Annotated in this window: 10 protein-coding genes and 1 tRNA gene; 5 read left to right on the forward strand and 6 right to left on the reverse strand. The window is 70.7% G+C overall.

Features of this window, described 5'->3' with window-relative positions:
* Nucleotides 1-16: 16 nt before the first annotated feature.
* A complete protein-coding gene (locus ACH414_RS26810) occupies nt 17-838 on the forward strand; it encodes a hypothetical protein (RefSeq protein WP_386566143.1) in 822 nt (273 codons plus the stop codon).
* A gap of 79 nt (nt 839-917) precedes the next feature.
* On the opposite strand, the gene ACH414_RS26815 is transcribed toward ACH414_RS26810, so the two are convergent.
* From ACH414_RS26815 to ACH414_RS26825, 3 genes are all read right to left on the reverse strand, one after another.
* A complete protein-coding gene (locus ACH414_RS26815; RefSeq protein ID WP_382541725.1) occupies nt 918-1,118 on the reverse strand; it encodes a DUF397 domain-containing protein in 201 nt (66 codons plus the stop codon).
* 196 nt (nt 1,119-1,314) lie between these two features.
* A complete protein-coding gene (locus ACH414_RS26820) occupies nt 1,315-2,184 on the reverse strand; it encodes a helix-turn-helix domain-containing protein (protein WP_382541727.1) in 870 nt (289 codons plus the stop codon).
* Between the two features lie 168 nt (nt 2,185-2,352).
* A complete protein-coding gene (locus ACH414_RS26825) occupies nt 2,353-3,057 on the reverse strand; it encodes a GPP34 family phosphoprotein (protein ID WP_382541729.1) in 705 nt (234 codons plus the stop codon).
* A 196-nt stretch (nt 3,058-3,253) separates the two neighbouring features.
* On the opposite strand from ACH414_RS26825, the gene ACH414_RS26830 reads away from it, so the two are divergent.
* Together ACH414_RS26830 and ACH414_RS26835 are read left to right on the forward strand one after the other, a co-directional pair.
* Entirely contained in the window at nt 3,254-5,686 is a 2,433-nt protein-coding gene (locus ACH414_RS26830) for a D-alanyl-D-alanine carboxypeptidase family protein (RefSeq protein ID WP_398943659.1), read from the forward strand.
* 189 nt (nt 5,687-5,875) lie between these two features.
* Nucleotides 5,876-7,663, forward strand: a complete 1,788-nt coding sequence (locus ACH414_RS26835; protein ID WP_398943661.1) for an MFS transporter — start codon at nt 5,876-5,878, stop codon at nt 7,661-7,663.
* Nucleotides 7,664-7,831: 168 nt separating this feature from the next.
* On the opposite strand, the gene ACH414_RS26840 is transcribed toward ACH414_RS26835, so the two are convergent.
* Nucleotides 7,832-8,080: a hypothetical protein gene (locus ACH414_RS26840; protein ID WP_382541737.1), complete on the reverse strand. Its 249-nt coding sequence runs from the start codon at nt 8,078-8,080 to the stop codon at nt 7,832-7,834.
* A 307-nt stretch (nt 8,081-8,387) separates the two neighbouring features.
* On the opposite strand from ACH414_RS26840, the gene ACH414_RS26845 reads away from it, so the two are divergent.
* The gene (locus tag ACH414_RS26845) at nt 8,388-8,855 is read left to right on the forward strand and encodes a DUF4240 domain-containing protein (protein ID WP_398943788.1); all 468 of its coding nucleotides are present in this window, start codon (nt 8,388-8,390) and stop codon (nt 8,853-8,855) included.
* Between the two features lie 175 nt (nt 8,856-9,030).
* Here the strand turns inward: ACH414_RS26845 and ACH414_RS26850 are convergent.
* Both ACH414_RS26850 and ACH414_RS26855 read right to left on the reverse strand, forming a co-directional pair.
* Nucleotides 9,031-9,103 (reverse strand) — tRNA-Arg (locus ACH414_RS26850).
* Between the two features lie 61 nt (nt 9,104-9,164).
* Nucleotides 9,165-11,129 carry an acyl-CoA dehydrogenase gene (locus ACH414_RS26855; RefSeq protein WP_398943663.1) on the reverse strand — a complete coding sequence of 655 codons (1,965 nt, stop codon included), beginning with the start codon at nt 11,127-11,129 and terminating at the stop codon, nt 9,165-9,167.
* Nucleotides 11,130-11,439: 310 nt separating this feature from the next.
* Between ACH414_RS26855 and ACH414_RS26860 the strand changes: the two genes are divergently transcribed.
* On the forward strand, nt 11,440-12,171 hold the full coding sequence (locus tag ACH414_RS26860) for a ScbR family autoregulator-binding transcription factor (RefSeq protein WP_398943664.1): 732 nt from the start codon (nt 11,440-11,442) through the stop codon (nt 12,169-12,171).
* Nucleotides 12,172-12,184 lie beyond the last annotated feature (13 nt).

The raw sequence follows: 12,184 nt of genomic DNA on the forward strand, positions 1-12,184 counted from the left end.
GGGAAGGGGCAGGACGATGAGCGACACCGAGACGTACGCGGAACTGGCGTCGGTCGGCCCGTACGGGGTGCACCCCGGCCACGCGCTGATCACCATGGTCGAGCCGCACCCGGGCCACGAGTACGCCTACAACCGCTGGTACGAGGACGACCACTACTACGCCGGCGCCATGGCCATGCCCTGGATGTTCGCCGGCCGCCGCTGGGTCGCCACCCGGGCGCTCCAGGAGCTGCGCGGGCCGGAGAAGTCCGCGGTCGCCCAGCCCGTCACCGCGGGCTGCTACCTCTCCACGTACTGGATCACCGAGGGCCGCTACGACGAGCACATGAAGTGGACCGTCGGGATCAACAAGCGCCTCAACCGCGACGCCCGGGTCTACCACGACCGCACCCACGTCTTCACCTCGTTCCAGGACCACGAGGCGACGGTCTACCGGGACGGGGCCGCCGGTCCCCGCGACTTCCACGCCCTGGACCACCCCTACGCCGGGCTCGTCCTCCAGGTGGTCGACACCGAGGGGCCCGAGGCGCGCGACGCCCTCGTGGAGCGGCTGCGCTCGCGAGAGCTGCCGCGGCGGCTCGCGGGCTCGCCCGCGGCGATGGTGACGCTCTTCCGGCCCACCCCGCTGCCCGGGGACCGGATGACGTACGTGAAGCAGGTCGAGGGCGTCGACACCCGGCTGACCCTGCTGTGGTTCCTGGAGCGCGACCCGCGCGACTGCTGGGCCGACCACTTCGCCGACCTGGTCACGGCGGACTGGGGCGGCCGGGTGGAGCTGGTGGCGCCGTTCGTCCCGACGGTGCCGGGGACGGACCGGTACGTGGACGAGCTGAGGTAGCGGGGAAAGGCCGAGCCCCCTCGGCCAGGACGGCGGACCGGTCGAGAGGGCTCTTTCCCTTGCCGTGCTGCTGCCGGGGTCACAGCTCCCCGGCGCTCACCTCGCCCACGAACGCGTTCCAGGAACCCGGTCCGAAAGAGAGGGAAGGGCCCTCGGGGGCCTTGGAGTCGCGGACCGCGATCGCGCTCACGACGGGCGACTTGACCTCGACGCAGGCCCCGTTGCCGCCGGAATACGAGGACTTGGTCCAGGTGTCCGTGCCGCCCTGAATGATGCCCATGTTTCTCAACTCCGGTTTCTGTAGGTGTCGCGCCAACGTTGTTTGCTTGGCGTGATCGACGCTACTCGCCCGGCCCTGTTCGGGGGGACATGCGTTCACTCGACCGGATGGCATATTCCAGCGGAGCTTCCGCCGGGAGGAGCCGGGGGTGTACCGTACCGGCCTCATCCCGTCTGGCCAGGTCGAATGGCGGCATTCACCCCGGATTTCCGTCGGCGTACTCCTTGGCGATCTTTGTGATGAACTCCCGGGTCTGCTCCGCGTTCAGCGCCTGTGCCCGCAAATGCTCGTACATCACGCTGTACTTCGCGACGTCCTGCGCCTTCTCCAGATACAGGTCGCTCGTCACGCCCTCGATGTAGACCACGCTGGAGTCGGACGTGTCGGGGAATTCCAGAATCGCGTAATGCCCGCTGATGCCCGGGTGCGCGCCCATGTCGAACGGCAGCACCTGCACCGTCACGTGCGGCAGGTTGGACTGCTCGATCAGGTGCTCCAGCTGTTCCACCATCAGCTGCCTGCTGCCCACCACCCGGCGCAGCGCGCCCTCGTCGATGACCGCCCACAGCCGCAGCGGACGCTCCTCGTCCTTGATGCGGTCCTGCCGGCGGGTGCGGACGGTGACCCGCTTGTCGATGTCCGCGGGCGTGGACTCCGGCAGCGCCCCGCTGATGACCGCCTCGGCGTAGCCGTGCGTCTGCAGCAGGCCCGGAATGATCTGCGGCTCGTACACCCGCAGGCTCTCCGCGTCCGTCTCCAGACCGATGTAGACGCTGTACGGGATGTCGCCGAAGGCGTGCCACCAGCCCTGCTGGCGGGAGTCCTTGGCCATCTGCATGAGGGAGTCGACCACCCGCTCGTCCTCGACCTCGTACACCCCGCACAGGTCGCGGACATCACGCTGGCTGATGGAGCGACGGCCGTTCTCGAGGCGGCTGATCTTGGACTGGGAGACGAGGAGACGCTCGGCGACCTGCTCGGCCGTCATGTTCTTCGCTTCCCGGAGCCGGCGCAGCTCCTGGCCCAATCGGCGTCGCCTGACGGTGGGGTTGACACTGGACGCCACGGAAACTGCACCTCCGGCATTCGGCTGCGTAGCTGTGAGTATCTACTGCTTGGCAGACTGCCACCAAAGGCGAGGTGTGCGCTGGGAAATCACCAGACGTGCGCGTGCGGGACGGCCGTCACGACGGCCGTCCCGCACGCGTATGCGGCTCCCGGTGCGGAACGTGGGTCACATGGCGGCGCGGGCCATGCTGCCCCGGCGCGGCTGCGACGGAACCCCGCCCGCCGGCGCGTTGCGGCGTGGCTGTGCGGCCACACCGTTCTGGACGTCCATCACGGCGTGCGCCACGAGGCCGCCCATGGGGTCGTGCCGGATCAGGTCGCGCAGCCGGGACCGCGACGACCGTCCTTCGTTGCCCGGGTACAGGTGCTTGCCGAGACCGACCGAGTGGGCCAGCGCGGCGAGCGCCGCGGTCCGCGGGTCCGGCGGTACGCCGGTGCGGATCGCACTGTCCAGCCGGGCCCTGATGTCCCGGCTGATCGCCGTGTCCGTCGCCTGGTAGCGAGTCGTCGGCAACACCCCGCACATCTGGCCCTCCACGGCATGCACCATGCCGCAGCGCTCCAGGTGCGCGAGATAGATCTGGCGCAGCCCCAGTCGGGGCCCGCCGATCCAGTGGACGGCCCGTACCGGACTGCCGCGCCTGCGCAGCAGTTCCAGTGCGGAGTCCAGAGTCGGATCTCCGGTCGGCCGTGGCATCACCACGGCGATACGATCCCCGTCAGGGGCTATCCGTCCTGCCAGAGCCAGCTCCACTAGCTGTGCTCCGGCGAGGCCGAGGTCGAGCGACTGCGGCTGCGCTGTGGTACCCGTGGCCGGGTCCAGAGCGAGCAGCAGAAGCTCCTCCGGAATTGTTCTGCGGCTCCTGCCCATCCATGCCTCCCCGCGTGGATGAATGACAGGGTGACCCCTCTCACATTCATCTGTCGAGAGTGCCTGGGCGGTTCGTACGGGAACCGGCAGGTATGTCGTTCTCGTCTAGCACGGGAGCCAAGGGGTTCACACAGGACACTGGTAGATGGTTCGGACGTCCGGACGGGTTCCGGACGCTTTTCGTATGACGTTTCGTATGACGTTTCGTCTGACGCATGGAGGAGGCACGGTGGCGGGCGAGTCCCCCGACAAGGCGGAGCAGCGGGAGAGCGCGGCCGGCGGCGACGGCAAGGACCCGCGGCTGTCCGTGCTCCAGGACCGCGTGGACGAGCCGACGGCGGTCTTCAAGGCCCTGGCTCCGCGGACGGCACCGGAGGACGAGCCGGTGGGGGATGAGCCTGCGGGGGATGAGTCTGCGGCGGCTGAGGCGGAGGCTGAGGCTGGGGCCGGGGCTGGTGGCGAGGCTGGGGCGGCTGAGGCCGGGGCTGAGGCCGAGGGGTCCGGGGACGGCGACCGTCTGCGGGCCGCTGTGGCGGCGTGGGTCGCCACGGGGGACGAGGACGAGCGCGCAGAGGGTTCCGCGGGCGACGAGGGCGACGAGGGCCACGAGGGCGCGGCGGGCGGCGAGGCGCCGTCTGGGGCGTCTGAGGTGTCCGAGGCGTCGGAGGTGTCTGAGGGCGAGCCCAGGGCGGAGGCCGAGGCCGAGGAGGCCCCTGAGGCCCGGGAGACGGCCGAGGAGGCCCCGAAGGACCCCGCTCCCGCCCCGGCCGAGTCCTGGTTCGCCGCGCGGAAGCCCGCGGAGCCGAAGGCCGAGCCCGAGGCCGAGGTCAAGGCGGAAGCCGAGACGGAGGCCAAGCCGGAACCCGCGCCCGCGGTGGACCAGCCGACCGCGGTCTTCAAGGCGCCCGCGCCCGTGACGGACCAGCCGACCGCCGTCTTCAAGGCGATCAAGCAGCCTGTCGAGCCCGGGGCCGAGGCAAAGACCGAGCCCAAGGCCGAGCCCAAGGCCGAGCCCAAGGCCGAGGCAGAGGCGGAACCGGAGGCCGAGCCCAAGGCCCCGGCAAAGGCACCCGCCCAGTCGCCCGCCAAGCCCCCCGTGGACCAGCCGACCACGGCCCTGAAGCTGCCCGAGTCGATGTTCCGCCCGCTCAAGGGCGACATCACCCAGGAGCAGCCGAAGCCGTCCGCGTCCGCATCCGCGCCGGCGGCGGCGGGCAAGGCGACCCCGGCGGTCACTCCCACGGTCACTCCCACGGCCACCCCCGCGACCGCTCCCGCGACCGCGCAGACACCCCCCGCCTCCCTCTCCGAGCCGGAGCGGACCCGGCAGCAGCCGCTGCCGCCCCGCCCGCCGCTGGAGATCCTGGCGGAGCTGACGAACACCCCGCCGCCGCCGGAGACCCCGCTGCGGACCGGCGTGCGCCGGGTGAAGATCTGGACCCCGCTGGTCCTCCTGCTCCTCGTCGTGTTTGCGGTCGTACAGCTTGTGCGCCCGCTGCCGGACCCGGCCCTGACGCTCACGGCCGCCCCCACGTACACCTTCGAGGGCGGCGAGCTGCGGATGCCGTGGCCGTCCGAGGGCCAGGGCGCCGCGGAGGTCGAGGGAGTGGGCTCGCTCGGCACGTACGGCCCGCAGAAGCCGGCGCCGATCGCGAGCGTCGCGAAGACGATGACCGCGTACGTGATCCTCCGCGACCACCCGATCAAGGGCTCCGAGACGGGCCCGAAGATCGAGGTGGACGCCATCGCCGGCGAGCAGGCGAAGGCGAAGGACGAGTCGACGGCCCCGATCAAGGAGGGCCAGACGTACACGGAGAAGGAGCTGCTGGAGCTCCTGATGATCCCGTCGGGCAACAACGTGGCGCGGCTGCTGGCCCGCTGGGACGCCGGTTCGGAGGCCGCGTTCGTCGAGAAGATGAACGCCGCGGCCAAGGACCTCGGGATGACCGGCTCGACGTACACGGACCCGTCGGGTCTCCAGTCGAGCACCATGTCGACCCCGCTGGACCAGCTGAAGCTGGCGAAGGCGGCCATGCAGTACGACGTGTTCCGCGCGATCGTGGACATGCCGAACGTGACGATCGACGGCATCCCCGGCCGGATCGAGAACAACAACAAGATCCTGCTGGAGCCGGGTGTGACCGGCATCAAGACGGGTTCGTCCACCCCGGCCGGCGGCAACCTGCTGTGGGCGGCGAACACGGTCGTCGACGGCAAGAAGCACCGCATCCTCGGCATCGTGATGGGGGCCAAGGACGCCGACCAGCTCTACAAGAAGCTGGATCTGGCGATCAAGAACAGCCTCACCCTCATCCAGCAGGCCCAGAAGGACGTCACCTCCGCGGCCGTGGTCAAGAAGGGCCAGGTCCTCGGGTACGTGGACGACGGCCTCGGCGGCCGGACGCCGATCGTGGCGACGAAGGAGCTGCGGGCGATCGGCTGGCCGGGCCTGAAGGTGAGCCTGGAGCTCACGAACGGCGGAAAGGCCCTCCCGCACTCCGGCAAGGCCGGCGACGTGGTCGGCCAGGTGTCGATCGGCACGGGCAACGGCAAGGTCAGCGCGCCGGTGGCGCTGCAGGACGACCTGGTCGAGCCCGGCTTCGACAAGAAGCTCACCCGCATCGGCTGAGGCCGTTCGGCCGGGTGCCCGGGGAGCTCCCCGGGCACCCGGCTGTTAGCGTCGTGCCGGGAACGGGCATCGGCCCGGAATCGGCCCGGAACATCAGCTCGGTACGGAAGGGCGCCAAGGGCAGGACAGGGGAGAGGGCCGCAGTTGACCACCGCAGAGGGGACCCGGGGAACCGGAGGCCAAACCCACGTGTCTTCGCCTTCGCGAATAGAGCTGCCGGGCCAGCGACCGGCCCCGGAGCAGCCCGCGCCCCTCGCACCGCCGCGCCGCAAGCGCCGCTACCCGGTCCTGGTGGCGACGGCCGTGGCGGCCGTCACCCACGTGCTCTGGTTCTTCTTCTTCGCGAACAGCGGCGGTGATCTGGCCGCGCAGGACGCGTGGGCGGAGTTCGTCGGACGGCACCCGGACTCGGCGTACAACCTCGCCTGGTACGGGGGGATGCACCCGGTCTCGTACAGCGTGGTGTCGCCGTATGTGATGTCGGTGCTCGGCGTGCGGACCACGATGATGATCGCGGGGACGCTGTCGGCGGCGCTGACGGCGCTGATCCTGGTGCGGGTGCGGGCGGTCCGCAACCCGATGGCGTGCGCGCTGGCGGGTGTCTTCGCGTTCCTCTGCAACGCGCTGTCGGGGCGGGTGACGTTCGGCCTCGGGATGATGTTCGCGCTGGGCGCGGTCGCGGCGGTGTTCTGCTGGCCGCACCGCTGGCGCTACCACCGCTGGGCGAAGGCCGCGGTGGCGGCGCCGCTGGCGGGCATCGCGACGGCGTGCAGCCCGGTGGCGGGGCTGTTCCTGGGCGTGGCGGCGGCGGCGCTGTTCCTGAACAAGCGCCGCCCGGGCGCGTACGCGCTGGGCCTGGCCCCGGTGGCGGTCGTGGCCGTCTCGGCGTGGCTGTTCCCCTTCTCGGGCACGCAGCCGATGTCCCTGATGTCGACCTCGCTCCCCTTCCTCTTCGGCGTCCTGTGCCTGGTGCTGGTCCCCAAGGACTGGCGCACGATCCGCACGGGCGCGGCGGTCTACTCGGCGGGCACGCTGCTGACCTGGCTGATCGACTCGCAGATCGGCTCGAACGTGTCCCGCCTGGTGATGCTGTTCGCCGGCGTGGTCCTGCTGGCCGCCCTCCCGTACGCCCGCCCCCGCTCCCGCCGCTGGTACGCGATCGTCCTGGCCTTCGTGGGCCTGAACGTGTGGATCGGCTTCAAGGGCGTCGACGACGTGATCCGCACCGCCCCGGACGCCTCCTGGGCCCGCGAGGTCGCCCCGCTGATCAACCAGCTCCAGGTGCGGAACGCGGGGCAGGCCCGCGTGGAGGTCGTCCCGGCCTCCAGCCACCGCGAGTCCTCCGCGCTGGCCCCGTACATCAACCTGGCCCGCGGCTGGAACCGCCAGGCGGACATGGAGCGCAACCCGCTCTTCTACGACGACACCCTGAACGCGGCGAACTACCAGGACTGGCTCGGCCGCTGGGCCGTCCACTACGTCGTCCTCCCGACGGGCGCCCCCGACTCGGGCGCCGAACGCGAGGCGGAACTGGTCGACGGCGGCCTGCCCTACCTCCGCCAGATCTGGTCGGACGCCAACTGGCGCCTGTACGAGGTCACCGACCCCACCCCCCTGGCGGACCCGCCGGCCAAGGTCGAGAAGGCGGAGGCCAACGAGGTGACCATCCACCTCGACACGCCGGGCCGCGTCCTGATCCGCGTCCCGTACTCCCCGTGGCTGGCCCTCCTGGACGCCGACGGCGGCAAGATCGAACCCCCGCAGGAGACCGAGGCCTCCAAGAAGGCCCGCGAGTCCTCGGAGACGGACCTCCCGAAGGTCTTCGCCAACAAGGAGGGCTGCCTCCTGAAGGCCGAACCGGACGCCGAGGGCGACGAATGGACCGAACTCCTCGCCCCCAAACCGGGCACCTACCGCCTGGGCGCCCCGTACAAGCTCTTCCCCCGAGGCACGACGTGCCCGGAGGAACTCCGCTAGGCCCCCACCCACACCACAGGGCCCCCACCACAACGGGCAGATGCCCGCGCCCGTGCGCCCCCGGCAGGCTCCGGACCTGCGAGACCCGCTCTAGGAGGTCGGCCGGCGTGCCCGAGGCGGGGCGGACTGCTGCTCGCGACTGCCGCGCGGAGCCGCGGCGGACTGCTGTCATCCACCGTCGTTGATGTCAGTTGTGGATGTCGGCTGTCGCCGTTCTGCGAACGGCCGCCGGTAGTCCGAGGCGTCCCCGACCGGGGGATAGTCCCTGCTGAACGCTACGTAGACGGGGAACTCGAGGTCGCCGACCTCCAGGAGCTGGAAGATGTCCAGGTCGTGGATCGCGTACCGATGCAGGTATTGGGTGAAGAGCTTCAGCTCGTCGTCCGACAGAGGCTCGTCGTGCCGCTCGTTGTGCATGCCGCCCCCGTTGACTCCTGTCGCCCCGGAAACGGACGATACCCGGGCTGAAGTACACCGGTGGCTCCTGGGCGCCACCGCTACCGTGCGGGCATGGGGAGCGGACGAAAGCACTGGAGAGACAGGCTCGGGACACCGAAGACACTCGTGCTGTACCGCCCGCCCGACGTGTGGCGGTGTGCCATGTACTTCTCCGGCGGCGTTGTCGACGGCCATCTCGCCCAGCCCCGTGCCGACAACGGACCAGCCGAAGCTCAGACGGCCGCGCACGCCAAGGCCGGGGAACTGACATCCTGCGCCCGTGAGAATGACATGGGCCGACTTCTGGGCACTGATAGCCACCCTGAACGGCGAAGCCACTGAAGAGAGCTGCCACCGCCTCGCTGAGGTGCTGAGCCGACGCCCCGTCTCTGACATCGTCGGCTTCGCGGAACGGCACGCCGAGGCGCTCTACCGCCTGGATCAGGAGAAGTTCGGCACCCTGCCCGTGGTCGACCTGACGGCCCGGTTCGGCAGCCCGTTCCCGCAGTCGTCCGACGTGTTCCTGTACGCGCGCTGCGCTGTGGTGGCTGCGGGCCAGGCTGTGTGGGAGAGCGTCTTCTCCGACGTCGACAAGTTCGCGCCGTACACCTCAAGCGAGCGTGACGGCGAATGGCTGCTGTACGTGCCGGACAAGGCGTACGAGCTGGCCACCGGCGAGGAGTGGGACCGCCCGACGCGGTACTGCTTCGAGAGCTACTCCAACAGGGACGGCTGGCCAGGCTTGCGGGACTGAGGCGAGTTACTGCTCGATCGGGATCTCGTAGACGATCTCGCAGAGGGCGGCGGCCGATGATGTCGGCGGACCGGCTGCTCCGGAGGCGGCCCGGTCGTGCGTGATCGTCGCCGTTGATGTCAGTCGTGGATGTCAAAGGGCACCTAGGAACGTTCCTAGGTGCCCTTTTCCCTTGTGCCCCCGGCAGGATTCGAACCTGCGACACCCGCTTTAGGAGAGCGGTGCTCTATCCCCTGAGCTACGAAGGCGGGGTTTCAACGCTCGACAGTGTAGCGGGTGGGGCCGTGGGGGGATCGGTCCGAAGGGGGGTCAGTGGGGGAAACGGTTCTGGTAGTCCGGGTTCGCGATCGGGATGGACGCCAGGAACTCGTGGGGGAGGTCGAAGGCCGTGGTGAGGGTCGGGAGGTGGGGGGTGAGGGTCGCGAGGGTGTGGTTCGTCGTGGGGTGGAGGGCGTTCACCTGGGCGGGGGTCAGGTGGCCCGCGGCGAGGAGGTCGCCGGTGTGGGGGCGCAGTTCGTGGAGGAGGAAGAGGCGGGCCAGGTCCTCCAGGAGGGGGCGGGTCGTCGTGGCCCGCGTGGTCGCGGCGAGGAAGGCGTCGGCGGCGGCGAGGCGGGCGTGGGCCGCGACCATCTCCAGGGCGGCGCCCGAGGTCTCGTTCCAGCGCCCGACGGGGTCCCCCGAGGGGCCGTCGCGCAGGGCGGTGCGGGCGCGGGTCTGCCAGATGCGTTCGACGCAGGCGTGCAGGTCGCGGAGGAAGGCGAGGTCCGTCAGCTCGCCCTCGGGAGCGTTCGCGGGACCCGCTTCGTGGGCGAAGACCAGTTCGGAGGCGGCCTTCTGCCAGATGACCAGGTTGTCGCCCTCGGCGGTGATGCCGCCCTCGACGTTGAGCGGCAGCTCGGACAGGCCGTTCTCGGGGAAGAGGCCCTGGGCGCCGCAGCGCTCGCGGCTCTCGATGGTGATGTCCCGGGCCTGCCAGGTGATCCACCCCTTGGCGACGGCGACGAGCCGTTCCGCCGCCTCGCGGTCCTCGCGGTCCGTGGGGTCGTGGGCCGCCCAGTGGTCGAGGACGGCCCGGTGCAGGAAGGTCATCGCGTAGGCGGTGGCGACCGCCCCCAGCAGGCGGCCCTGGTGGCTGCGGTGGGCGGTGAGCGGAAGGCGCTCGCCGGCTCGGGGTGCGGCCACCTGCCGGTGCTGGGCGTAGCGGGCGGCGATGGCGAGGGCGGCGCGGGCCATGCCCAGGGTGCCGGCGCTCATGCAGAGCTTGCCGACGGTGACCCGGCCCACGGAGCGCAGGAACCGCTTGCGCCGGTTGCCCAGGCTGCTGCTGAAGCGCCCGTCCTTGTCGAGCCGCCCGTGCGCGGCCTCCAGCAGCGCCTCGCGCGGCAGCCGGACCCGGTCGAACGAGGTCAGGCAGTGGTCGACGGGGGTGCCGGTGCGGTCCGGGAGGCGGTGCACCCGTATACCGGGCAGATGCCCGTGCTCGTCGCTGAGCGGGGTGAGGAAGAGGAAGACGCCCTGGTCCTCGCCGTCCACGAGCAGCCGGGCCGCGACCAGGGCGGTCTTCGGGCCGCCGGTGAGGCTCGTGTTGGGCATGAACTTCTGCGCCCCGGCGTTCGGGGTGTGCAGCTCGAAGCCGCCGGTCTCGCGGTCCAGGACGGCGACGGTCTCCAGGGCGGCGACGTCGTTGCCGTGGGCGAGCTCGGTGCACAGGAAGGTGCCGGTGCGCTCCATGGCGGTGTACGCGGTGAGGTCGCGCCGGTAGCCGTCGTGGTCGAGCAGGCTGCCGAGGAAGAGGTTGTAGTGCACGCTGGCCAGCGTGCACAGGCCGCCGTCGATGAATCCGGTCCACTCGTGGAGCGCGGCGAGCCGGTGGGCGTCGTAGCAGAGCACCTCGGCGCCGGCGCCGGCGACGGTGTCGTTGACCAGGCGGAGCCGCTCGTACGAGAGGGCCGTGCGCTCGGCGGGGCTCAGGCCGGGGCGGTGCGCGAAGGCCTCACCGGAGACCAGTCGGCGCCACTCGGTGTGGATGCGGTCCCGGCCGTCCGCGTCGAAGAGGAGCCGGGTGAGCTCGCGCGCTCCGGCGGCCGGGTTCGGGATCGGGTTCGGGGCCGGGTTGGCGGTCGGGGTGGCGGTCGGGCTCGGGGCCGGGTTGGGGGCCGGGTTGGGGGCCGGGTTCAGGGTGCGCTCCGGGTCCTCGGCGCCCGTGAGATCCTCGATGACGCCGTGAGGGCTTTCAGCGCCTCCCCTGAGAGGCGTCTCCGCGTGCTGGAGCATCGGCTCGTCCCCCGAAGAGAGTGGACCCGGTAGGGATCGTGGTCCTGCGTGTGTCCGGCGTGTGTCCTGCTTGGTGGTGACCTGCCCGATTAAAGATACGGACCCACCGGTTTTGTTTCAATATCCTTGTCAAACCGGTTGGATGGTTTTATTCTCGAAATGTGGACGTGTGAAGAATCCGGTCTCGCCCGGCCCTCACCCTACTGCCGGCGGGAGTTCGTGCGGACCGGTCGCCGACTCATCACTCCATGTGAGCCGTTGGAATACCAGCCTCTCGGTCTTCTGCGGGCCGCGAGGTACGGAGGATGTAGTGGCACAACAAGAACGGGCCATCCGCACACGCCAGAAGATCGTGCTCGCGGCGGCCGAACTGTTCGACGAGGTCGGCTACGAGGCGGCGACCATCTCCGAGGTCCTGAAGAAGTGCGGCGTCACCAAGGGTGCCCTGTACTTCCACTTCTCCTCCAAGGAGGAGCTCGCCCAGGAGGTGCTCGCCGGCCAGGTCGCGGCCCTGCCGCCGGTGCCCGAGCGTGAGCTGCTGCTGCAGCAGCTCACCGACGAGGCGCTGGTCCTCGCCCATCTGCTCCACGTCGGCGACCCCATGGTGCGCGGCAGCGTGCGCCTCACCGTGGACCAGGGCTCGCCCCACGACGGGCTCGACCGCCGGGTCCCCATGCAGGGCTGGATCGACCACAATGTGGACGTCCTCAGCCGCGCAAAGGAGGCCGGCGAGCTGCTTCCTCACGTGGACATCCCCTCGGCGGCCGCCCTGTTCACCGGCAGTTTCACCGGAGTCCAGGTGCTGTCCAAGATCATGACCGGGCACGGCGACATCGTGGAGAGGGTCGCGGACCTCATGCGGACCCTCCTCAGCGCCATCGCCGTGCCGGGCGTCCTCGTCCGGCTCGACTTCACGCCCTCCCGGGCGGAGCGGTCGTACGAGGAGGCGGCACGGATCCGTGACGCCGGCGCCGGTGTCGATGCCGGCGTAAGCGCCAGTGCCGGCACCGGTGCCGATGCGGTCACGGTCGTCGGCGGCTGACCGTCGCCGGGCT

The sequence above is a fragment of the Streptomyces sp. NPDC020422 genome, from assembly GCF_044386705.1.
Classification (GTDB): Bacteria; Actinomycetota; Actinomycetes; order Streptomycetales; family Streptomycetaceae; genus Streptomyces.